Annotated in this window: 19 protein-coding genes; 15 read left to right on the plus strand and 4 right to left on the minus strand. The window is 58.4% G+C overall.

What is annotated here, in order from left to right:
• Positions 1–320: 320 nt before the first annotated feature.
• The 6 genes from ACHZCU_RS22200 (at position 321) to ACHZCU_RS22225 (ending at position 11,738) form a co-directional block, all read left to right on the plus strand.
• Positions 321–1,934: an Ig-like domain-containing protein gene (locus ACHZCU_RS22200; protein ID WP_319520482.1), complete on the plus strand. Its 1,614-nt coding sequence runs from the start codon at positions 321–323 to the stop codon at positions 1,932–1,934.
• A 564-nt stretch (positions 1,935–2,498) separates the two neighbouring features.
• Positions 2,499–4,913: an Ig-like domain-containing protein gene (locus ACHZCU_RS22205; protein ID WP_319520483.1), complete on the plus strand. Its 2,415-nt coding sequence runs from the start codon at positions 2,499–2,501 to the stop codon at positions 4,911–4,913.
• Between the two features lie 287 nt (positions 4,914–5,200).
• Positions 5,201–7,345 carry an Ig-like domain-containing protein gene (locus tag ACHZCU_RS22210; RefSeq protein ID WP_319520484.1) on the plus strand — a complete coding sequence of 715 codons (2,145 nt, stop codon included), beginning with the start codon at positions 5,201–5,203 and terminating at the stop codon, positions 7,343–7,345.
• Positions 7,346–7,482: 137 nt separating this feature from the next.
• Positions 7,483–8,109, plus strand: coding sequence for a hypothetical protein (locus ACHZCU_RS22215; protein ID WP_319520485.1), 627 nt, complete (start codon positions 7,483–7,485; stop codon positions 8,107–8,109).
• Positions 8,110–8,254: 145 nt separating this feature from the next.
• The gene (locus ACHZCU_RS22220) at positions 8,255–10,675 is read left to right on the plus strand and encodes a hypothetical protein (protein WP_319520486.1); all 2,421 of its coding nucleotides are present in this window, start codon (positions 8,255–8,257) and stop codon (positions 10,673–10,675) included.
• Positions 10,676–10,988: 313 nt separating this feature from the next.
• Positions 10,989–11,738, plus strand: a complete 750-nt coding sequence (locus ACHZCU_RS22225) for a GntR family transcriptional regulator (RefSeq protein WP_319520487.1) — start codon at positions 10,989–10,991, stop codon at positions 11,736–11,738.
• Positions 11,739–11,780: 42 nt separating this feature from the next.
• Here ACHZCU_RS22225 and ACHZCU_RS22230 read toward each other — a convergent pair whose 3' ends face one another.
• Genes ACHZCU_RS22230 through ACHZCU_RS22245 form a run of 4 tightly spaced genes read right to left on the minus strand, consistent with a single transcriptional unit; the run spans position 11,781 to position 14,662 of the window.
• Positions 11,781–12,515 carry an amino acid ABC transporter ATP-binding protein gene (locus ACHZCU_RS22230; RefSeq protein WP_319520488.1) on the minus strand — a complete coding sequence of 245 codons (735 nt, stop codon included), beginning with the start codon at positions 12,513–12,515 and terminating at the stop codon, positions 11,781–11,783.
• Positions 12,502–13,152 (minus strand): amino acid ABC transporter permease, encoded by a 651-nt coding sequence (locus tag ACHZCU_RS22235; protein WP_319520489.1) that lies wholly within the window; start codon positions 13,150–13,152, stop codon positions 12,502–12,504. The genes ACHZCU_RS22230 and ACHZCU_RS22235 overlap by 14 nt, the downstream gene beginning before the upstream one ends.
• Positions 13,145–13,819: an amino acid ABC transporter permease gene (locus ACHZCU_RS22240; RefSeq protein ID WP_319520490.1), complete on the minus strand. Its 675-nt coding sequence runs from the start codon at positions 13,817–13,819 to the stop codon at positions 13,145–13,147. The genes ACHZCU_RS22235 and ACHZCU_RS22240 overlap by 8 nt, the downstream gene beginning before the upstream one ends.
• A 57-nt stretch (positions 13,820–13,876) precedes the next feature.
• Positions 13,877–14,662, minus strand: a complete 786-nt coding sequence (locus ACHZCU_RS22245; protein WP_319520491.1) for a transporter substrate-binding domain-containing protein — start codon at positions 14,660–14,662, stop codon at positions 13,877–13,879.
• A 215-nt stretch (positions 14,663–14,877) separates the two neighbouring features.
• Between ACHZCU_RS22245 and ACHZCU_RS22250 the strand changes: the two genes are divergently transcribed.
• The 9 genes from ACHZCU_RS22250 (at position 14,878) to ACHZCU_RS22290 (ending at position 24,157) form a co-directional block, all read left to right on the plus strand.
• Positions 14,878–15,261 (plus strand): Rid family hydrolase, encoded by a 384-nt coding sequence (locus tag ACHZCU_RS22250; protein ID WP_319520492.1) that lies wholly within the window; start codon positions 14,878–14,880, stop codon positions 15,259–15,261.
• 261 nt (positions 15,262–15,522) lie between these two features.
• Entirely contained in the window at positions 15,523–16,974 is a 1,452-nt protein-coding gene (gene hydA / locus ACHZCU_RS22255) for a dihydropyrimidinase (RefSeq protein WP_319520493.1), read from the plus strand.
• A 57-nt stretch (positions 16,975–17,031) separates the two neighbouring features.
• Positions 17,032–18,318 carry a PotD/PotF family extracellular solute-binding protein gene (locus ACHZCU_RS22260; protein WP_319520494.1) on the plus strand — a complete coding sequence of 429 codons (1,287 nt, stop codon included), beginning with the start codon at positions 17,032–17,034 and terminating at the stop codon, positions 18,316–18,318.
• 72 nt (positions 18,319–18,390) lie between these two features.
• Positions 18,391–19,380, plus strand: a complete 990-nt coding sequence (locus ACHZCU_RS22265; RefSeq protein ID WP_319520495.1) for an ABC transporter ATP-binding protein — start codon at positions 18,391–18,393, stop codon at positions 19,378–19,380.
• The gene (locus ACHZCU_RS22270; protein ID WP_319520496.1) at positions 19,364–20,275 is read left to right on the plus strand and encodes an ABC transporter permease; all 912 of its coding nucleotides are present in this window, start codon (positions 19,364–19,366) and stop codon (positions 20,273–20,275) included. The genes ACHZCU_RS22265 and ACHZCU_RS22270 overlap by 17 nt, the downstream gene beginning before the upstream one ends.
• Positions 20,272–21,096, plus strand: coding sequence for an ABC transporter permease (locus tag ACHZCU_RS22275; RefSeq protein WP_319520497.1), 825 nt, complete (start codon positions 20,272–20,274; stop codon positions 21,094–21,096). Before ACHZCU_RS22270 ends, ACHZCU_RS22275 begins: the two co-directional genes overlap by 4 nt.
• 78 nt (positions 21,097–21,174) lie before the next feature.
• Positions 21,175–21,972, plus strand: coding sequence for a (S)-ureidoglycine aminohydrolase (gene allE, locus ACHZCU_RS22280; RefSeq protein WP_319520498.1), 798 nt, complete (start codon positions 21,175–21,177; stop codon positions 21,970–21,972).
• Positions 21,953–23,224: a M20 family metallo-hydrolase gene (locus ACHZCU_RS22285; protein ID WP_319520499.1), complete on the plus strand. Its 1,272-nt coding sequence runs from the start codon at positions 21,953–21,955 to the stop codon at positions 23,222–23,224. The genes allE and ACHZCU_RS22285 overlap by 20 nt, the downstream gene beginning before the upstream one ends.
• Positions 23,225–23,314: 90 nt before the next feature.
• On the plus strand, positions 23,315–24,157 hold the full coding sequence (locus ACHZCU_RS22290; protein ID WP_319520500.1) for a BtpA/SgcQ family protein: 843 nt from the start codon (positions 23,315–23,317) through the stop codon (positions 24,155–24,157).
• The last annotated feature ends 56 nt before the right edge of the window (positions 24,158–24,213 follow it).

The raw sequence follows: 24,213 nt of genomic DNA on the forward strand, positions 1-24,213 counted from the left end.
CCCGAACATCAGAATCGACCTGAGGGCCGATGCGCAATCCCAACAGATCAAAGCGTCGGGCGGTTCAGCAAAACCGCCCGCCGTTTCGGACAGCAGCCGGCACGAATGTCGGCAGTCTTTCACACCGGGCCGTCCGGTCAATCTGCTGACCAGCGAACAGACCTTCTGCTGCGGGTCGTCAATGTAACAGCAACGGGTGCGCACCGCACAGCCCCGGCACGACTGCTCGACGAAATACAACCTTGGATTATAAATCCTGTTCGCACCACACCATGGGTTTATCGAGAAGCTTCAACCCAAATATTCTTATGGAGAGCACAATGTCGCAGGAAGCACAGGACCGGTCGTTTCGCAAGTCCAATACCCAACGACCACTGCCGCCCGAGATAAATTTCGACTCCTTCCAGGGGCTGTTATCCGGCACGACCGAGCCCGGACTGATCGTAAACATGAAAAGCAGCGTCGACTCGAAGTTGCGGCAGTGCTTTTCCACCGACGATGGCAGATGGCAGCTATCCGGCGACGGACCTGCGAAATGGTTCACGATTTACGAGGTCTGGACCAGCAATCCCGATACCAATGCAGAGTCGGAAAAGATCAAGTTCATGCATGATCGCAAAAGTCTGAAACTTGACGATGTCTATACCAGTACGACCACGGCATTCGGCCGTGGACAGGCGGGCACTGAAATCACCGTTTACGGGCCGGCGGGACAGACCCTTGGAAAGGCCTTCATCTTCGGCGATGACGGCCCATGGTCGGTGACGTTCGATGAAACGCTCAACGCCGGTGACAAGGTCTGCATTACCGCAAAGCAGTTCACCGGCCTTCACGCCATGCCGATTTTTCAAAAAGCCCGGACTTTCTCGATTGACGAGCGGAATGTCGGCAGGATCAGCGGCTCAGGCGCCGACAGCGGAGAGAGGATCTTGCTGCTCGATGCAGAAAGTCAGAATCTGATTGCAGACGCCATGGCGGGGGAGGACGGCGGATGGTTGGCCTTGCCGCGCGAACTGCTTGAGGACGGCACCCGCATCGAAGTCATGAGGGTCGACGGGACTGGCATGGCAACGAAGGACTTGGTGTTTTCCGTGACCCCTGACAACTGCCTTTCCCCGGTCGTTGACATGGTTGAGGACACATATATCCGTGGCAGAGCCAATCCGGGCCTGAAGATCAACTACACCCTGATCCGCAATCATGACCCCATCGCCTCGGGAAGTGCCGTGTCAGACAAATCGGCAGCCTGGGAAGTTAGCGACCTCGACCTTCGGTACGGTGACGGCATTGTCGTGACCACCGCAAGCCAGGATGGAACAAAGGCATCACAGCTCCATGCCTCCTTGACGATCGGCGAATACAGACCGGGAATGCCCTACATCGAAACATCGGGAAAGAGTGGCGCGACCGGTTTTGCCAATCCTGGCGAGTTCGTTGTGGCTTCGTCTGTCAACCGCGGTGTGCTTTCCTGGGCCAGAGTCGGCGAGGACGGAAGCTGGACATTGAACTGGCAGGCAATGCCCGACTGGAGTGATGAAGTCATGCTGGTCCAGTTTACAACCTACCTGTCTTTGACTGGCTCCGGCGTCAACAATCCCTCATCCTGTTTTGCCATGCGCTACGCCGATGACGCGGCTGACCCGGTGCCAGCGCCCACGATCACCAACTACACCCCCCCTAACGGGGCGAACAATGCAACATTCAGCGGTACAGATACCGAGGATGGCACAACGATTCTCGTCGTGAACAACACCACCGGATATCCTGTTGGTCCAAGCAGCCCGCCCACTTCAAACCAGAAATGGGTGGCGGAAAGCTACTCGGCCGTTTCCGTCGGCAGTCAATGCTATGGAATCGCGCAAAGGCCAACGGACGGCGGCGACATCGGAACAAATTCAAATCCGGGGCCGTATTACTACGTTCAATCAACGTAATAATTCAAAAAAAAATGCGCCTTTGATGCCTGAAGACGCGGCGCAGGAGTGAAGGCTCCTGCGTTGCCCTCTGACAGCGAATTGCTTTAGAGCGGAACACATTGCGCAAGACAGAGATGTAACCTTTGGGTCCATTATTGCAGGGGCACTAATTTTGCCGTTTCGAGCCCCGGTCTTCAACGGTAACAGTAAGCTGACACATCCGGTCATTTGTGCGCCGAAATGGCGTTGGATCAAGCGACGCGCAACACATCTGTGTGGTCTCTGGCGCCCTTTCCGAAGCCACGTCCAACCGGAAGCCAGGTCATCGCGGCGCGCCTACGCGACCAATTTAAACGCAATAAATCCACATATCTATGAAGCTTTAACCAAAGTTTCCGTGAACTTGAAACGGCAATACTCGCCTATTGCTGAAGCTCATCACGCACAGCTCGTCTCGGCAATTAAACCTTAAGTTGTATTTTTATATAGACAACCCATGGTTTGGTAGATTAGTCTTGAAATGGCGCCGGAGAGAGCTGTCGCCACCAGAATCCAGAACACACTATTTTACGGAGAAGGACCATGTCTATCGAGACAGGGAGCCTGACGGTTCCCGCATCTGCCGCTCCGCGGCCCCTGCCGCCGGCACTGAAGTTCAGCGCAGCTACCAGAACCTTCACCGGCAGGACAGATCCCGGCAAGACGGTTCGTCTGACCAGCAGTGCCGATCAGCGCATGCTTACCGCCACGGCAGATGCCAATGGCAGCTGGACAATTGAGCTCCGCAACGCCCCGCACCTTTACACGACGTTCGAGATCTGGGTCTGCAACGGGCCGGAGGGCGAAAGCTCCGACAAGGTCAAATTCACCTATGGCGGGAGCAATCCGAAACTTTCCGATATTTATGCCAGCAAAACCCTGGCCTTCGGCCGCAGCACCCCCGGCACCAAGGTCGTCGCCTACGGGCCGGAGGGCCAGGTTCTTGGCCGTGCACTGGCTTTGGGTGAATTTGGCGTCTGGACCATCCGCTTTGGCGACGCCGTCGAAGCAGGCGACAAGATCTGTGTTCTCGCGGAAGCCTTGAGCGGCAATACCTCCATGCCTTGCTTTGTCGAAGCGAAAGAATTTTCGCTGAACGACCACAATGTCGGTCACATTGCCGGTACAGGCGCGGAGCCGGGCGATCAGATCGAGCTCTATGACATTGCGGCGGGGCAAATCATCGCCTCGACCATTGCCGCTGAGGATGGTCGTTTCGAATTCTCCTTCTGCGATCCGATCGAAGCTGGTCTGCGCATCTCCGTTGAGCGTATTCACAGGAATGGGGAGACGTCGACAGGGCCGGTGTTCACTGCACTGCGCAATCAATGCCTATCCCCGGCCATCACGTCATTTTCCGGCACGACGATCACGGGCAGGGCCGATCCCGGACTGAAGGTGACCTACACGCAGCTTCGCGACGGAAACATGGTCCACAGCGACACTGTGACCGTGCCCGAAAACGGTCTCTGGTCGAGCGACGCTGCAAGCGAGCCCTACGCCTTCGATTTCCAGAAAGATGACATCATTTTCGCAACGACGCAGAGTGCCGACGGAACGAAAGAATCGGTGTTTTCCTTCAATGTCAAGGTCGACGGTACAAGGCCCGGCACGCCGCTGGTCGAGAAAATTGACTCAGATGGCGCCAATGGCTGGGCAGAGCCATTCAAGTTCATCCTCGCCTCGACGGCAGAAGACGGTGTCGTCGCCCTGGCGCAGGCAGGCCGCGATGGCTATTGGCAACTCGGCTGGAAGGATTTCGTCGGTTCTCTTCCAACCACCACGGTTGTGTTCTTTGCGGCGTATGACACACTCGTGCGGAGCGAGAAAGCTCCCACTTCGATGATCACCGCGAATTTTGCAGATCTCGTGGGGGTAAAGCCTGATAAGCCTGTCATCGTTAAATATATGACAACCGATATCGAAGGCACCCAAACGCCGGTCCCCGGCTATGACCTCGTTGTCATTGTTCACAACAACACAACAAAGCAGGATATCAATCCGGGCGGCGCACTCGTCGCTGACGGAATCTGGCAGGTCACACCTAAATCCCCACTGAAGCCCAGTGATAATGATGAAATCGTCGCGACCACATGGCTTACCAAGAACAATATACTGTTAGTCCCTTCGGACGAGTCCGCACCCCAAAATGTCAGCGCATTTGTGCCGCCTACGCCTTCGGTCACGAAAAGCTATCCGGATGATATCGAGGGCCTTGAACTAATATCCAAGTCCGCAAACCTGACAATGACCACGATCTACATTGCTCCTGAACTGGATATCAGCCACACCCCGGTCGCCAATAGTGGTCATCTCACCGGTCAGGCATGGACCATTTCCCCAGCGCCGCCCCGGACCGCCGGCGAAGAGATGGTTGCCTGGGCCGTGACCGATGCCGGCGCCATATCTGGTTACCGCCCTTTCAAGATTAATGCAGCCGAAAAGCCGCTCCCACCGAGTATCGGCAACTGGTCAAGCGAGATCATCACAGGGAGCGGCGTGCCTGGTCAAACCGTGAAGCTTACTGTCAACGATGGCTTTGCAGGCAGCGCCGTTGTTGATGCGGAGAGCCGAAGCTGGAAAATCGACATTGGAAACAAGCCGCCAGCTGACACCAAGTTGAGCGCCACGGCCACCGACCCGAAGACTGGCGCCGAGTCCGATCCATTTTACATCGTCGTCGACCAACCGCGCGCAGATCTTAAAATTGATAATTCTTCAGTAACAACCAGCGGGTTCAGCGGCACGACCACTAACCTGCCGCAGATCATCCTGGGTTGGCGCGTATCAGATGGCCTGAAAGTCGTTGACTACCCTACGAATACGGCTTCGTTCAATGCCACATATATAGCCGATTCGAACATCAAGAGCGGCGATTTCATCAGGCTCGTTTCGCAAAATGATACCGGCGATCCGGAAGCCTGCTTCTCCACTTATGAAGGGAACCAGGTCAGTTGACGAGAAAACATCGCTTACGATGAGAACAGGACGACCGGTGTATCGCCTCGGTCGTCCGCCTGCTGAAGCTCTCCGCCGCCACCGTGCCATATCGAAGATGGCGTGCTTACCTGGCGTGTGGAAAGGTTTAACCGTTCGGCATGAAAACATAGCACGACGCGAACGCGCCTTCGGACAGATTGCGTCGATTTATACAATTTATAATTGTGTTACTGTCCTCTTCGCCTCATACGGTTTTGTTCCGCCAAGCGAAGCATCCAGTCCAAACAAGTGTCACGGAGAAGATCATGGTTCATGAGATTGTCAGCAGTAATTCGCTGCTACCCCCGGAAATCGACTTCAACGCAACAAGCGGAATTTTTAGTGGAACCGCCACACCCGGAGTATCTGTTCGTCTGACCAGCAGCACAGACCCGCAGATGCACTCGACGATGAGCGGTGAAGATGGCAAATGGAAGATCGCACTTGGAGACACCCCGCGACTTTATACCATTTTCGAAATCTGGGCTTGTGACCAGCACACCGGAACCTCATCGACCAAGATAAAGTACGTTTATGGCGGCAGCCAGCCCAAGCCTACCAATGTTTATGCCAGCAAGACCGTAGCGTTCGGCGAAGTCAACGGCGGCGCTGAAATCAGCGTTTACGGACCTGACGGTGCACTTCTTGGGCGCGATCTGGTCATTGGCGGCCAGGGTACATGGACTGTGAATTTCCGCGCGCCGCTCAATGCCGGTGACACAATCTGTGTCATCGCGAGCGGCCGGGCTGGTGTAACATCCCTGCCGGTCTTTACCAAAGCCAAGACCTTCTCGGTAGACGACCGCAATGTCGCGCATATTGCCGGTTCCGGAGCCAAGCCGGGAGAAAAGATTGAGCTGTTCAATCGTGCGACCGGGGATTTTCTGGCCAGTACGGATGCGACCGAACTCGGCTCCTGGTCAGTGTCTTTCTGCAAACTACTTGAGCGCGGTACGCCAATTACCATCCGACGCGTCGACAAATCCGGTGTAACCTCACAAGGTCCGTCTTTTTCCGCTTCACTCAAACGTAGCCTGATGCCGTTCATCAAATACTTCGGCGAGGCCGAACTGGCGGGTCTGGCTATCGCTGAGCTCTCGGTGCAGTGCTCACTCCGTCGCAACGGAACCGTCCGGGAGAGCCACACTGTTCAGGCAGATGACAGCGGCAGATGGCGGACCGAATTCACGAACATACAGGTCCAGAGCGGAGATCTTATCGTCGCGAAGTCCATGGCGACCGACGAGACGGCGGATTCGCTTTTGTGTTCGGTGATCAAAATCGGCCAGGAGCGGTTCGCTCCGCCCGAAGTCACTTCCATCGACCAGACGGGAGCTTCAGGCACTGCGGAAGGTTTGAAATATATCATCGCCTCAACTGCAGAGCATGGTTACATCGGCAAGGCGCTGGTTGACTCCGATGGCTCCTGGACTCTCGACTGGGCCGGCACTTACGGCTCATTTCCGAAAACAACAGTCGTCTATTTCGTCGTGCTGGATAATATCTACACCGACCCCTTTTCACCGACTTCGGATTACGTCGGCCGCTATGCCGATGCCGACGGGAAAAGGCCGGAAAAGCCCGTCATCACGGGCCAGAATGCGGATGGCGCGTTTTACGGGACCGAAGAGGACACGAATTCAACGATCCTGGTCTATAAGCAATCAGACGGCATGGCGGTGAATGATACGCCGGTCCCGGTTAACCCCGACAATTCCTGGGTCGTGGCTCCTGACGATCCGGTGAAAGTGGGCGACAAGGTCTATGCGCAAGCCACGGAAATCGGCACGAACGCACCCGGCGCAACTTCGGAAAAATCGGAGCCCTATACCGTGAAGTCCATACCGGCCGCAGGCGTGCCCTGCCCGCCGGAAATCCTGAACGTGGCCACACCCAAAATTTTCGGGCAGGCGCAGCTTAACACCTGGGTCGTCGTGACCGTCGAACTGCCAAACGAACAGCCCAAGTCATTTGATCCGGTAGAGACACAAGGCACAAGTTGGCACATCGATTTGACGAGTGAGTATGGGGATGCCCTTCCGACTGTGACAAGGGTCTCCGCAACGGCGCAATATAAACAGGATTCAACCGATACGTCTGGGACATACATTAAGCAGGTGGGCGTCAGCACTCTTGGGGCCGTGATCATCAACACGGTGACGAAAACCGAAGTTACCGGAATATCTCCGGTGGAGAAGATGGTTGTTCAGGCCTGGCGCGGAAGTGATGGAAAGCAAATCATCACCAACTACACAATCCCAGGCTCCGATCCCGCCTTCACCGCTAAATTTGAAAATGGCGAGGAACTTGAGGACGGCGATCTGCTCTGGCTTGTCTGCGGATATACGGACGAAGGAAGCATGACGCCCTTCAACCGCCAGCAGGTAGGTTATGTCAACCCGGATATGTAACCGGTGCCCGGTGTCGGCACCAGCGATCATTGGTGCCGACCCGCCGCTTTAAGATGTGCAGCCTTCTCCGATCGGATCAAGCAGCAATTCCGGAAGGGCGAGGGGCACCGCAAGTCCACGTAAAACGGAGAAAAACTATGTCTGAGGAAACCACCGGCAATGCGTCAACGCCGAAGCCCGACGCGCCTGTCATCACAACCTATAGCACGAGTGTTATCGGCGGCACGGAAGCGACGCCAGGCACAGTTGTGGTTGTAACCAATGTGACGCAAGGCCAACTTATCAACCCGGCAGGCGCGAGTGTCTTCTTTGGAAGCTGGCAGATCCAGCCAACAGGTGCCGATATTCCGAATGATGGCGATGAGATCACTGCGACGGCATGGAGTGTCGAAAATGGCAATATGACAGTATCCTCGGCCCCATCCCAGCCCAAGACAGTCAGCGCATTTGTGCCGCCCAGCCCCGCGGTCACGAAAAGCTATCCGAACGATATCGAGGGCATTGAAAACATATTTCAACCCTCACTCCAGGCAATGACCACCATCTATATTGCCCCTCAACTGGATATCAGTCGCACTCCGGTTGGCAATAGTGGTCATCTCACCGGCCAGTCATGGACCATTTCCCCATCGCCAAGCAGGACGCCTGGCGAAAAAATGGTGGCCTGGGCGCAGACCGATGCAGGTGCGAAATCGGCCTTGAAACCTTTCACGATCGTTGTGTCCGACGAGCCGATTCCGTCGAAAACGGCTGCAACCGAGTAAAACCGACGCCCCGAGATTGTTCTGCCGACAGGCGGAATTGCATCAGCTTGTACACGTAATGGTGGCATATGATACGCATCGCCTCTCTTGAGTCGAGCAGAAGACGCAGAGCACACAGATCAAAACAGCGTTACGGAGAAGCACCATGTCTCAGGAATTCACAGGCAGTTCATCTCTGCTGCCGCCGGCAATGAAATTCAGCGCAGTCACTGGAATTTTTTCCGGCACGGCAGAACCTGGCAAGACGGTTCGTTTGACCAGCAGCGCTGATCAGCGCGTGCTTTCCGCTACCGCCGATGATACCAACGGCAGTTGGACGATTGCACTTGGCAAGGTCCCGCGTCTTTACACTCAGTTTGATATCCAGGCCTGGGACCCGGAAACGAAAGCCTGTTCGGCAACGGTCAAGTATATCTATGGCGGCGAAAATCCAGAACTTGCCGATGTCTATGTCGGCAAAACCCTCGCCTTCGGTCACAGCAGGCCCGGCACGAAAGTCGTCATCTATGGGCCGACAGGCAGGGTTCTCGGTCAGTCCTTTGTCTTCGGCAAGCTCGGCGTTTGGACCGTCAGGTTGGGCGATGCCGTAGAAGCAGGTGACACTGTCTGCGTCATGGCGGAATCCCTCATTGGCAACACTTCGATGCCGTTTTTCACTAGGGTCGAAGCGTTTTCGCTCGAACACCGCAATGTCGGCCACATCGCCGGTTTCGGCGCCAGGCCGAACGACAACGTCCAGTTATTCGATGTCGCCTCAGGGCAGGAGCTTGCCAGCACTGTGGCGAGTGATGCGGGCGCATGGTCACTCTCGTTTCAGGACCCGCTGGAAGCGGGTACGCGTGTCGTCATCCAGCGCACCCATATTGACGGCGAGACGTCCAAAGGCCCGATTTTCACTGCCATCAAGAATGATTGCCTTGCTCCGGTCATCGAAACGTTTTCGGGCAACCGGCTGAGCGGTATGGCTCAGCCCGGATTACAGGTCGATTACGCGCAATTCCGTAACGGCGTGACGGTTCACAAGGGCTCGGTATCAGTACCACAAAACGGTCAGTGGAGCAGTGATGATGCAACCTATTACCAGCCCTTCGAGTTCCAGTCCGGTGATATTCTGGTGGCAAAGTCGACAGATGCCAATGACACGGCGGAATCCTGGATCCCCTCAAGCGTTACGATCGGCAGCACGCGGCCCGGCGCTCCGTTGGTGGCATATATCGATCAGACCGGGGCCTGGGGCTACGCCGGACCTTTGAAGAACGTGATCATTTCGACCGAAGATGCCGGTTTGATCTGGGTCGCCCGAAGCAATCGGATCGGTTACTGGTCGGCCAACTGGACGCCTACAGCCGGTGTCCTTGCGACGACGACGCGGGTATTTTTCGAAGTGCTTGATTCATGGCAGCTGACCAACGACATCCAGACATCGACGGCAACCGTACGCTATGCCGATGCGGCTGCAAGTAAACCCGATGCTCCGGTTATCGACACCTACATTCCTTCAGAGATCGCGGGCACGGAATCCACAGCTGGCACCGTCGTGGTCGTCCACAATGCAGATGAAGATGATCAGGCTATCAATTCGGGTGGCACAGCGGTCACTAATGGCGCCTGGCAGGTCAACCCGACCGGCAGTTATGTTCCCAATGATGGTGACGAAATTTTCGCCGTTGCATGGACGCTTATTGCACATGGCCAGCTAGGCGTTAATTCGAACCGTTCGAGGCCGGTCGACATCAATAGCTATGTGCCTCCGAAACCGAACGTCAGTTTCGGACATCCCACCGACATTGAGGGCAACGAACCAGTGCTCGCGGCCGACCTTAGCGAGCTGCCGAATATTGTCATCCATGTAGGCTATGCATCGGCCATGCCCCGGAAATCGATTGCCAATAGCGGCCATCTTACCAGCGGCAGGGACTGGTCGATCACGCCTGTGCCGGCACTCACTGTCGGCGATCAGATGGTTGCCTGGGCCGAAACCGATGCTGGCGAGATATCCGGTGAAACACCGTTCACGATCACGGCAGCAGTGACCGCCAAGCCTGCGCCGCCAATGATTACCAAATGGGATACGGCCAACATTTCCGGGACCGGTCCGGGTGGAACATTGGTGTCATTGACAAAGAATGGGCAAGATATGGGTGCGATTGCCGTCGGCCCGGCACAGTATGGTTATAGCTGGCAAATCAATATCGGCACGCCTGCGTTGACGGGCGATGTGCTGCAAGTCGTGGCGACAGATCAAGGCGGTCACAACTCTGACCCGTTCTATATCTATGTTGATGACGTGCCGACCCACCTGACCGTCGAAGCCGTCACCACAAGCGAACTGACCGCCAATGTGAGCACCGCCTATCAACGATTGCTTGCATGGCGCAGCGCCGACGGTTTGAAGGTCATCGACCATCTGATCGGCGGGCCCGGGACCTATACCGTTCGCTATCTACCCAATGTAACCGTCGAAACCGGCGATCTCATCATGTGCTCTTCGATGGATACAACCTATTCCAGCACAGAAGGATCGATGGTCCACTATGAATCAAAATATGTACCTTATTCCGCCTGACCGCTGAGAACGAAACGACCGACCGGCGCTGATTGTGCCGATCGGTCGTGTCCGTCATAGAATGTGTACGGGGACGGCGCCAGACGCTGAGATCATGTCGTGCGATAGAGAGCCGCATCAAATCGAGATGGCCTTTAAGGGGGGCGGGCATTCGTAGTCTTCGATGTCGATTTGCGGGTCAGGACAGGGCGATGCCGATGGGGCAAGGCGGGAGATAACCCTTGATTGACAACGGGGACTCGGCGTATTTCGTACTGACGTAATGACGTTTATGGGCAATCAGGCTGATTGCCTTCGAAATCGGGAGTTTGAAATGACCTGGAATGAAGCGCAGATCGAGAAAGGACCTGTGCCCATCTGGTTTCAGATCGCCAATGTTCTCCGTTCCGCGATTTCTGCCGGGGAGTTCAAGGAAGGCGACAAGCTTCCTTCGGAAGGTGAGCTGAACACGGCTTTCGGGGTCAGCCGGACGACCGCGCGCTCGGCACTGGACAAGCTCGAAAACGAAGGGCTGATCGTGCGCCAGTCGGGGCGGGGATCTATCGTGGTGCCCTCCAAGGTCGATCAGCCGCTCAATATCCTGTCCGGTTTTGCCGAAGACATGCGCCGGCGCAATATCGAGCCGGGTTATCGCACGCTTTTTACCGGGTTTGCCAAGCCGGAAGAGGATGTTTTGCGCGCGCTTGAATTGAGACGCGGCGAGCAGACGTTCAAAACCCGGCGGCTGCTTCTTGCCGACGGTAAGCCGATCGGGGTGGCCACATCGTGGATCCCGGCCGCTATCATGGAGGGGGCCTCGCCGCCGGATGCGGCCTATCTCGACACCGGGTCGTTCTACGCCTGGCTGGCCGAGAGCTGCGGTATTATTCTGAGCGGGGGACGCGAATATATCGAGGCCGCCTCGCTCGATGCCGAGACCGCCCGCCTTCTCGAGGTCACGCCCTCGCACCCGACCCTGGTCGCGCGGCGGCTGTCGCGTGACCAGCGCAACCGTCCCGTCGAATATGCCGTTAACAGCTACCGGTCGGATCGGTATCGCTACTGGATCGACCTGGAAGCGTAAAACCTGTCCCGGGCGCCGGGTCCGTTTCGGCAATGATGGTTTTCAGGTCGCATTTGCCATGCCGAGGAACTGGCGCAATTCGGCGGTCTTCGGCGCGTCGAACACATCTTCCGGGGCGCCGGTTTCGTGAACGCGTCCCTCATGCATGAAAATCACCCGGTCGCAGACTTCGCGGGCGAACTGCATTTCGTGGGTCACCATGGCAAGCGTCATGCCGCCACGCGCGAGAGACCTGACGACGGCAAGCACTTCACCGACAAGCTCGGGATCGAGTGCGGAGGTGATTTCGTCGCACAGCAGCGCGACCGGCTTCATCGCCAGAGACCGGGCAATCGCGACGCGCTGCTGCTGGCCGCCGGAAAGCTTGTCGGGGTAGACGTCGAACTTGTCCGAAAGGCCGACGCTGGCGAGCACATCCCGGGCCACGGCCTCCGCCTCGCTTTCGGATGTCTTTTTGACCACGGTCTGGGCCAGCATCACGTTCCGGCCCGCCGTCAGGTGCGGAAACAGATTGAACTGCTGGAAGATCATGCCGACCTGAAGCCTGAGGCGGCGCAGATCGGCCGCAGTTCCGTGCAGGTGGTTTCCGCCGATGGTGATCGAGCCCCGGTCGATGGTTTCAAGCCCGTTGATGCAGCGCAGCAGCGTGCTCTTTCCCGATCCGCTCTTGCCGATGATGGCCAGGACCTCGCCGTGCCCGATGCTGATATCGATGCCCTTGAGCACTTCGACGTCGCCGAAACTCTTGTGGACATCGTTGATTTCAATGAGAGACATCGAGCTTCCTTTCGAGATAACGGCTTCCCCGGGAGAGCGGCCAGCAGAGAATGAAGTAGATCAGCGCGACGATGCCGTAGACCAGAAACGGCTTGAACGTGACATTGGCAACCATGCCGCCGGCGCGGGAAACCTCAATGAAACCGATGATCGAGGTGATCGCGGTGGCCTTGATGATCTGAACCATGAAGCCGACCGTGGGCGGCACGGCGATGCGGACCGCCTGGGGCAGAATGACGTAGCGCATCTGTTCGAGATAGCTCATGCCAAGGCTGGCCGACGCCTCCCACTGCCCCTTGTGGACCGACTGAACGCAGCCCTTCCAGATCTCGGTCAGGAATGCGGACGACCACAGCGAAAGGCCGATCACGGCGGCCGACCATGACGACGTGCTGATCCCGATCAGGGGCAGGCCGAAAAACAGGACGAACAGCTGGATCAGCAGCGGCGTGCCCTGGAAAAGGTCGACATAGGCGCGGCTGACGGCATTGAAGAATGTCATCGACGTGGTGCGCAGCGGCAGCAGAAGCAGCGCCAGAACGCCGCCGCCGGAAAACGCGATCAGCGAGAGCAGGACGGTCCATCTGGCCGAAAAGACAAGGTTTCGCACGATGTCCCAGAGCGTCATCTCAGTCACGGGCATACCTCCGCGGGAAGATTTTTCTGCCGAGAAGGTCGAGCAGCAGTCGCATCACGGCGGCAAGCGCGAGATAGATGAAAAGCGAGACGAAAAAGGTCTCGAAGGAGCGGAAATTGCGCGACTGGATGAAGCTCGCCACGAAGGTGATATCGCGCACGGCAATCTGCGAGACAACCGCCGTGCCGAGCATGACGATGATGAACTGCGATGACAGCGCCGGCCAGACCCGTTCAAGCGCCGGAAAGAGAATGATGTAGCGAAAGACCTGAAACGGGGACATTGCGAGGCTTGTGCCGGCCTCGACCTGTCCACGCGGCGTCGCCTGAATGCCGGCTCGCACGATCTCGCAGGAATAGGCGCCGACATTGAGGATCATCGTGATCGTCGCCGCCGCAAAGGCCGAGACCCGTAATTCAAGGGCGGGCAGGCCGAAGAAGATGAAGAACAGCTGGATCAGGAACGGCGTGTTGCGGATCACCTCGACATAGATGGTGACCGGAAGGCGCAGGCGTTCCGGTCCGCTGGTCAGCGTCCATGCGCAGGCAAGGCCCAGCGCGACCCCGCCGACCGTTCCGACAAGGGAAAGAACGATCGTGACGAAAACGCCCTCAAGCAGCATCGGGGCATAGGGTATCACCCATCCATAGTCGAAGGTGTAATTCATGCTGTGGACCCGGTTTGAGGCCCTGCCGCCTGCGGGGCGGCAGGGCGGTATGCCTGTTTAGAAGCCTTCCGGCAGGGGCTGATAGAACCATTGCTCGGACATGGCGTTGAGCGTGCCGTCCTCCTTGGCCGCGACGATGATGTCGTCGAGGGCCGCCTGAAGTTCCGGCTCTCCCTGCGGCAGGCCGATATAGCATGGCGATTCAGCAATCACGAACAGGGTTTCGGGGCGGCGCTCCGGGTCGGTGGCAAGGATCGTTGCGGCGACCACATTGGCCGTCACGACGACATCAACCTGACCTGAAAGGAAGGCCGCCATTGTGGTGCTGCCATCCTCGAAGCGGCGGATCTCGGTGCTTTCGGGTGCCATATCCGTAATAGCGAGGTCCTCGATCGAGCCGCGGGCAACCGAAACCGACATGTCGGCAAGATCGTCAGCCGAAGAAACGTCAAGGTCCGCGGGTCCGAAAGCGCCGCTGAAGAACGGGGCGTAAGCCTCGTTGGTGAAGTCGATCACCTCTGCGCGCTGCGGATTGCGACCCAGGCTCGAGATGACGATGTCGACGCGGCCGCTGGTCAGGTAGGGCACGCGGTTGGCGCCGATGACCGAGGTCATTTCCAGATCGACGTCGAGCTTTTCCGCCACCAGCTTGGCCATATCGATGTCATAGCCGACCAGTTCGAGATTGGCGTCCGTCATGCCGAAAGGAGGTCCGTCCTGGGGAACGGCCACGCGGATGACGCCGGATTCGACAATGTCTTCGAGCGAACGGGCTGCTGCCGGAACGGCAAGCAGGGCGGCAATACCGATGCCGATGACTGCCCTCAATATCGTTGATTTCATTTTTGTCTCCACTTTCAGGTGCCTTGGGTTCTGTCCGGCATGAAACCGTTACGCGAGAGCCAGTCAGTCTGGCTCAATGAAATTGCCGAAACAATACGCACAATTGAAGAATGCATATTTTTTTGGCTATTGCCAGATAAAAGTAATGACGTTCGTACGTATTGGTATTAAGGTCATGACCCTGAACAGGTTTTGTGAAGAACAAGGAGTTGTTGATGACCATCAAACGCATCCCGATCGAGGACATGCGCTACAAATCGAAAGTGGCGTTCTATCATCTGCCTGGCGGCGGCGGTTTCATGTGGGCCGTTGCCACGTCGCGCGATACCAGCGTTGGCCTGCCGGAGCAGGCGGCCGGCGCCCTTGCCGTCATCGATGAGTATCTCAAGGATGCCGGCCTCGACCGCACGCGGATCGTCAAGGCGGAGGTCGTCGTCACCGACCACGATCAGAAGCCGGCTTTCGACAAGGTCTGGTCCGAGTGGATGCCGATTGATCACGGTCCGGTGCGCTCTTTCGTCCAGTCCGTCATGCCTGAAGGCGATCAGGTCGAAATCATCATCACGGTCGCGCTGCCGACCGACTATCCCGCGCCCTGATCCGTACTGCAGAAATGGAGCGCGCCGCTGTCCCAGTGGCGCGCTTCGCTGGGCTGCGGGGGGCGGGTCTCGGGGCGGTGATGGGTTTCGCCCGGCCTGCTGTGCGAGTGCGCTCTTTGATCCGCGCCGCACAGTTTTGCCGCCGTCTATCCGATATTCGCACAACTATTAATCATTACAAAATGTCGCATTTTTTTTAAGCAAGCGTCTTGTTAAATGGTATGACGTTTGTACAATGGGACAGATAATCAGGAGAGCGAGATGGACGTCGAACTGGCCCTGCGGGGCGGTATCATTGCCAATGCGGACGGTGTTTTGACAGCGGATGTGGGTATTGCAGGCGGGAAGATCGTCGCCATCGGCGATGTCGGCGAGGCCCGCCGGAGCATTGATGTTTCCGGATTGGTTCTGACGCCGGGCGGCGTCGACACGCATTGCCATCTCGATCAGGTCGAGCCCGGAATGGGCTATGGTGCGGAGAGCCTCGAAACCGGCGGGCGCTCGGCTCTTGCCGGTGGCACGACCACGGCGGTTTCGTTCATAGCGCAGTTCGAAGGCGCCTCGATCGAGGATATTTTCGCCGAAACGATGCGCCGCGCGGAACGCTCCCTGATCGATTATTCGTTCCATCAGATCATTACCAATGCCGATGATGCGACCATCGGCGCGATCCCCGACCTTGTGCGCGAGGGCGTGCGCAGCCTGAAGGTGTTCCTCACCTATGACGATGCCCATCTGAGCGACCGGGAATTCCTCAGAGTGCTGGCCGCGGCGCGCCGGGAAGGCGCGATGGTCTGCGTTCACTGCGAGAATTACGATGGCATCGGCTGGATGACCGAGCAACTGCTCGCGCAAGGGATGACCGCGCCGAAATATCACGCCTGGTCGCGGCCCAAGGTTCTGGAGCGTGAGGCGACCTACCGGGCGATTGCGCTTGCCGAACTGGTGGACCAGCCCATCCAGGTTTTCCATGTGTCCTGCGCCGAGGTTGCCGAGGAGATTGGCCGCGCCCAGTCGCGCGGGCTCAAGGTCTGGGGCGAGACATGCCCGCAATATCTGGTGCTGAGCGAGGACGATATGGACCGGCCCGGTTTCGAGGGCGCGAAATATATGTGCAGCCCCGCGCCGCGCCGACAGGAAGATACCGCCGGGCTCTGGGAGATGATCGGTCGCGGCACCATCGACGTGATCTCGTCCGACCACAGCGCCTTCAACATGACGGGCGTGTTTTCGAAGGATCGCCACGGAACGGATGCGTCATTCGACAAGATTCCCAATGGCGTTCCGGGTGTCGGCTCGCGTATGCCGATCGTGTTTTCCGAGGGCGTTTCGAAAGGGCGCATCTCGCTCGAACAGTTCGTGGCGCTTACCGCCGCCAATCCGGCCAAACTCTACGGCCTGTGGCCGGCGAAGGGGCAGATCGCCGTCGGCGCCGATGCCGACATCGTGGCCTGGGACCCGGACCGGCGCGTCACCATCACCAATGACCTGCTTCAGCACGCCGTCGACTATACGCCCTATGAGGGCATGGAAGTTGTCGGCTGGCCGCAGATGACATGGTTGCGCGGCGCGCTTGTCATGCGTGACGGCGTTGTTTCCGCCGAGCCGGGCGCCGGTCAATTTCTGGCGCGCGGGCCGTATGAGAAGGCCACGCCCCGCAACGTTCTTGCCAATGATTTCAACCCGTCCTGTATCGCTCCGGGCCAGCCATGAAACGTAAACGCCACCCGAGGGCGACGGGTGGGTCCAATATAAAAAGGGAACTTCGCAATGACTGGGACAAAATCGAAAATCTCGCGCCGTAGCGTGCTGAAAGGCGCGGCGGCTCTGGGTGGTGCGGCCGCCGGGTCGGGTGTGATCACCGGCTTTCCGACCATCTGGGCGCAGAACATCAAGGACATCGTCCTGCGCTCGACCAGCACCGGCACGGCCTCTGCCAATGCCATTGCCGCCAAGGCCAAGGAAGACCTCGGCATCACGATCCAGATGACGGCGCTGGATACCGATTCCGTCAACAACCGTATTGTGACCCAGCCAAATTCCTACGAACTGGCCGATATCGAGTATTTCAGCTGCAAGAAGATCTTCCCGACCGGCGTTCTGCAGCCGATCGATGTGAACCGCGTCAAATCCTATAACGACATCGTTTCCATCTTCAAGGACGGCAAGCTGACGCCGGACAGCAAGCTGGCGCAGGGCACCGCCCCGCACACGGTCTCCTATGTGACCGGTTCGGATTCGACCGAATTCGCACCGTCGCCGACCGAATGGATGACGCTGATCCCGACGACCTACAATGCCGATACGCTCGGTATCCGTCCCGATCTCGTCGGCCGGCCGATCACCAACTGGAGCGACATCATGGACCCGGCCTTCAAGGGCCGCACCGCCATCGTCAACATTCCCTCGATCGGCATCATGGACGCGGCCATGATCCTCGAATCCCAGGGCGCAATAACCTATGGCGACAAGGGTAACATGACCAAGGAGGAAATCGACAAGACCGCCGCCTTCCTGATCGAGGCCAAGCGCGCCGGACAGTTCCGGGCCTTGTGGAAATCCTTCGACGAGAGCGTCAACCTGATGTCCTCCGGCGAGGTCGTGATCCAGTCGATGTGGTCGCCCGCCGTTGCCGCGGTCCGTTCCAAGGGCATTCCGTGCGTGTTCCAGCCCTTGCAGGAAGGCTACCGCGCATGGGGCGGCGGCTTCGGCATTGCCAGCCACCTGAGCGGGATCGAACTGGACGCAGCCTATGAATACATCAACTGGTATCTGTCCGGTTGGGTCGGCGCCTACCTCAACCGCGAAGGCTATTACAGCGCCAACATGACCTCGGCGAAGAAATTCATGACCGAGGACGAATGGGGCTTCTGGGTCGAGGGCAAACCGGCACAGGGCGATATCGTCAGCCCCGAAGGCGTGAAGATGGAAGGACCCGGCGCTGTGCGCGATGGTGGTTCCTTCGAGGAACGCATGGGCAATATCGCATGCTGGAACTCGGTCATGGACGAGGATCGCCACATGGTCAGCAAGTGGAATGAATTCGTCGCTGCATAAGCGGCTGTCTGCCACCCGTGCCCGGCCTCGCAAAGGCCGGGCAATCCTCACGATATCGATAGCGGGGCGCCCGTGACCACCAAATACGACGTTGAACTGATTGCAGCGACGAAGCGTTACGGCAATACCGTCGCCGTCAATGCGATCTCCCTGCGCATTGCTTCCGGAACCTATTGCTGCCTTCTGGGGCCGAGCGGATGCGGAAAGACATCGACCCTGCGCATGATCGCAGGCCACGAAGATGTTTCGGAAGGCGACATTCTCGTCAACAACAGGAATGTCACCGAGTTCGCGCCCGCCGAACGCGGAACGGCGATGATGTTCCAGAATTACGCGCTCTTCCCGCATATGACCTGCCTTGAAAACGTTGCGTTCAGCCAGCGTATGAAGGGGGTTGGCCGCGCCCGGCGACTGGAAATGGCACGGGAGTTCCTGTCGCTTGTCGAAATGAGCGCGTTCGAAAAGCGCCGTCCGGGAGAGCTGTCAGGCGGGCAGCAGCAGCGTGTCGCCCTGGCGCGCGCGCTGATCACCAAACCGAAGGTGCTGCTTCTCGACGAACCGCTTTCCGCGCTCGATCCGTTCCTGCGGCTGAAAATGCGCGAGGAGCTCAAACAGTTTCAGCGCGAGCTCGGCATTACATTCATCCACGTGACCCACAGCCAGGACGAGGCGCTGGCGCTCGGCGACCAGATCGTCGTCATGCATGACGGCGAGATCAGCCAGAGCGGACCGGCCGCCGACGTGTTCGACCGGCCGGAAAATGATTTCGTCGCGCGCTTTATCGGCGGTCACAACGTGATTACCCGCGACGACAGAAAGGTCGCCGTGCGCGCCGACCGGCTCAAACTGGCCGACAGCGCCGCGACAGCGCTCATGACCTGCAACGTGACCGCCGTCGAATATCAGGGCACCCATGCGCGGATCGTCATGAAGGAAACCGATCCCGACACGTCGGAAAGCCTGACGATGCAGGTCCCCGACGCGGAATTCAAGAAACAGCCGGTCGATGTCGGCGCCAGTATTGGCATTCGCTGGGAGGCTGCCGATGAGCACAATCTCTGATGCTGTAACAAACCCGCCCAGACGGTCCCGACGGCGCCATCCGAACAAGCCGCCGGCGTGGCTGGCCTATGTTCAGATCGCACCGCTCACGCTGGTTCTGACCCTGTTTCTCGTTCTGCCGCTGATCATGGTTCTGATCGTCAGCTTCTTCGACTACGATTCCTTCCGGGTCATCCCCGATTTCGTGTTGACCAACTACAAGGAGATGCTGTTTTCGGCGACGATCTGGCGGACGCTGTGGAGCACGATCCGCTTCACGCTCTATGTGCTCGCAATCACCGCCGTTCTCGGCTTTCTGGTTGCCTATTACGTGGCGTTCTATGTCCGCCGTCCGGGCGTGAAAACGCTGTTCTTTCTCGCCTGCGCGGTTCCGTTTCTGACCTCGAACATCATCCGCATGATTTCCTGGGTTCCCTATCTCGGCAGAAACGGCTTGCTGAACGATGCGCTGGTTTCGACCGGGGTTATCGACAAACCGCTCGATATGCTGCTCTACTCGCCCTTTGCGGTCATCCTGGTCTATGTCTACCTCTATACGCTCTTCATGGTCACGCCGCTGTTCAACAGCATGATGCGGATCGACAAGAGCCTGGTTGAAGCGGCCACCGATGCGGGGGCAAAACCCTGGCAGATCATGATGTTTGTGATCCTGCCGCTGTGCAGGTCCGGCTTTGCCATCGGCGCGGTGTTCATCATTACGCTGGTGATGAGCGATTATGTCACCGTCCGGCTGATGAGCGGCGGGCAGAGCGCTTCCACGGTGCTGCTGATTTCCAACCAGATCTCGCTTCTTCAATATCCGGCCGCCTGCGCCAATGCCATTCTGCTTCTTGTGGTGGTGATGAGCGCAATCGGTGCGATGTTGCGTAACGTCGATATCAGGAGGTCGTTGTGATCCGGCACAGTGCATTGTCCCGTCTTCTGCAGATTATCTTCGCGGCGTTTCTCCTGTTCCTCTACGGGCCGACGATCACGATCGGCATCCTTGCGTGGCAGGGGCCGCTGGGTGGGTTGACCTTTCCGCTCGTCGATCCGTCTCCCCACTGGTTTGCGCAGCTTTTCGCGGTTCAGCGGGTTGGCGATATCGGTGGTTCGCTCTCACGTTCGCTCATTCTCGCCTGCATGGTGATGATGGCGAATGTCCTGATCGTGGTGCCGGCGGGTCTGGCGCTGCGCAAACGCTTTGCCGGCGATCGCCTGATCTTCACCATGACGATCGTGAGCCTGGTGGTGCCGTCCATTCTCGTCAGCCTCGGCGTCGGCCTGCTGTTCAGTCAGGCGGGGCTGGACTCGGCCTGGTATTCAAGCGCTTTCGGCGCGCAACTGACCTGGACGCTGCCCTTCGGCCTGCTGGTGATGATCGGCGTTCTGTCACGGCTGGACAGGAGCTATGAGGAAGCCGCCATCGATCTTGGCGCGACCCGCTGGCAGACCTTCTGGCATGTCGTCTTTCCCATCGTCCTGCCGAACATCATCGGCATCATGCTCTTCGGTTTCAGCCTTTCCTATGACGAGTTCGCCCGCACCGTGCTGACCGGCGGCAGCTACAACACCCTGCCGCTCGAGATCTATGCCATGACCAACAACGTCACCACGCCGGTGCTATATGCGCTTGGAACCGCGACGACAGCCGTTTCCTTCGCCGCCATGGCCATCGGCTTTTTCCTCATCACGCTGTCGCGGCGGCGTGTCCGGTCATCTGCGAAAGGGCACTAGCTGTCTGCGGCGTATCACCGGAAACGGGCGCGACCGTCGCGACATTCATCATTTCCGCAATCTCAGGAGAAGAACGACATGCATCCCCGGGACTTCAAGATCAAACCCGGACGTATAATGCCCGGCGCTTTCGGCCATAATCGTGGCGTCGTCCAGCGCAATTATGCGGTTATGCCTCCCGAAGGCATCATGGACAGCTACCTGCCCAATTACGAAAACACCATTGTCCGCTTTCAGGCGGCACCCGCCCTTGGCGCGCGGTTTGCGCAGGCAATGCTGCACATCGCGCCGGGCGGCGGCACGGTCCAGCCGTTTTCCGATCCGCTGCAGCGGTTCTTCTATGTCATCGGCGGTGCTGTCGAACTGGATATCGATGGGCTTGGTCCGCAAACCCTGGAGGCCGATGGTTTTGCCTATATTCCGCCGGACCGGCGCTTTTCGATCCGCAATCACGGATCGGAGGAGGCGCGGGTGCTCGGTCTCAAGAAACCGTATGTGTCGATCGGACTGGAGCCGCCGGAAGCGATCGTCTCCCAGCGGTCAGCCGTCGAGAAAGTCAATCACAACAATACCGAAGGGCGCACATGGGAGCATCTGCTTCCCTTTGGTGATCTCCGCTTCGATATGGAGATGAATATCCTCAGCTTCGCGCCGGGCGCACACTTCCCGGATGTGGAAACCCACATCATGGAACATGGCCTGTTCATGCTCGAGGGACAGGGGATGTATCTGCTCGACACCGACTGGCATGAAGTCTGGCAGGATGATTTCATCTGGATGGGGCCATACTGCCCGCAGCTCTTCTATCCGACAGGCTGGACCACGTCGGCCTATCTTCTCTACAAGGATGTCAACCGTGACGTCACCTTCGACTGAACTGATGGCCCGCGCCAGAGCGGTTCTGGACAGGATCGATGCACTGGCATCGATCTCCGACGACACCGATGCGCTGACGCGGCTTTTCCTGTCTCCGGCCCATATCAAGGCAAACCGGACCTTGCTGGGGTGGATCGAACAGGCGGGGCTGGACGGTTTTGCCGATCCGGTCGGCAATGTTATCTGTGAACTCTCGGGAACGACGAATTCCCGCCCGCCGCTGATGCTCGGATCGCATATCGACACGGTGCGCGACGCCGGAAAGTATGACGGAACGCTGGGCGTCCTCGTTGCGCTCAACTGCCTGGAACATCTGAAGGCGCGGGGCGTGCCCCCGTCCGTCCCGATCCGGCTTATCGCTTTCGGCGACGAGGAAGGCGTGCGCTTTGGCTCGACGATATTGGGAAGCCGCGCCGTGGCGGGTCTGACAACGGCGGACGACCTCGCGCGCGCGGACCCGGACGGGATAACGGTGTATGATGCGCTGATAGAGGCCTGTTTCGAGCCGGAAGACTTCGCGGCAGCATCGATGACGGACAGTCCGCCCGCAGCCTATGTAGAGCTGCACATCGAGCAGGGACCGGTGCTCGACACGGCGGGTGAAAGTCTGGCCTGTGTGAGCGCCATTGTCGGATCGCGCCGGATGCTGGTGGAGATCAACGGCCTGTCGGGCCATGCGGGGACCGTTCCGATGAGCGAGCGGCAGGATGCGCTGGCGGCCGCTGCGGAATGCATATGCCTGATCGAGGATGCCTGCCGGCGGCCCGATATGGTCGGCACTGTCGGCTTTCTCGAAACCCATCCCAATGCCGGTAATGTCATTGCAGGCCGCGTACGATTCTCTCTCGATATCCGCAGTCATGATGATGCATTGCTGAAGTCGGTCTGCGACGGGATAGAGGAAAAGATCGCTGAAATCTGCGCGCGGCGCCATGTCGACGTTACCTTCGAGACAACGGGCGGAGCACACGCGACACGGTGTGACGACCGGCTGATCCAGATGATCGAGAAATCAATCCCGGGAAATGCCGACCAGGTTCGGCGTCTTCCGAGCGGCGCGGGCCATGATGGCATTGCCATGAGCAATCTGTGCCCGATCGGGATGATCTTTGTCCGCTGTGCAAAAGGGATCAGCCACCACCCGGCCGAAGCCGTCGATGTGCATGACATTGCCGCTGCAATCGGCGCCATGGACCGGTTCATCGAATTGTACGAGCGTGAGCAGACGCTGCCCTCGTCAGAAGGGTCCTGACCGCGCTTGCAGACGGCATCGGACGCGGTGCGGAACCGCGTCTGTCTGATCCTGAAAAAACAAACTTCAAATCATATCAAAGAGGAAACGATGACACCGCCCAAGGTACTGCCGCCAAAAGTCGACATGCTGGAAACGCTTTTTCCGGTCAAAAAACCGGTGATCGGCGTCATCCATCTGAGACCGCTGCCCGGTGCGCCCAGATATGAAGGCGAAGCCGTCCGGGACATCTATGCCGCTGCCGCCCGCGACGCCAGGACGCTGGCTGATGGCGGGATCGACGGCATTATCGTTGAAAACGCCAGCGATCTTCCCTTTGCCCGGCCCGAATCCATCGGTCCCGAAACCGTGGCCGCGCTGACGGCCGCATGTCTGGAAGTGCGCAATGCCGCCGATGTGCCGATCGGCATCACATGTGTCGCCAATGGCGCAATCCCGGCGCTGGCCGTGGCGAAGGCCTCAGGCGCGAAATGGGTACGTGTCAATCAGTGGGCCAATGCCTATGTGGCCAATGAAGGTTTTCTCAACGGCCCGGCTCCCGACGCGATGCGCTACCGCGCGATGATTGACGCAAAGGATGTCGCGATCTTCGCCGATGTCCACGTCAAATTCGGCGCGCACGCCATCACCGCCGACCGGACGATCACCGAACAGGCGACCGATGCCGAATGGTTCGACGCCGACGTTCTCATCGCCACCGGCACGCGAACCGGTTCTCCCACCCAGCCGGACGAGGTTGAGGATGTCCGTTCGGGCACCAATCTGCCGGTTATCATCGGCTCCGGCCTTTCGCCGGAACAGGTTCCCGCATTGATGGCCGTTGCCGATGGCGCGATTGTTGGCCAGTGGCTGAAGCAAGACGGCCTCTGGTGGAACCCTGTCGATCCCCGCCGTGTCGAGGAGCTGATGTCCGCCATCGGCAAGGTTCGCTGAGACCGTATATTTTGTCGAAGAGAGACGGGCGGAGCATGTTTCCGCCCGTCTTTTTT

Source organism: uncultured Martelella sp., assembly GCF_963677965.2.
Taxonomy (GTDB): Bacteria; Pseudomonadota; Alphaproteobacteria; order Rhizobiales; family Rhizobiaceae; genus Martelella; species Martelella mangrovi.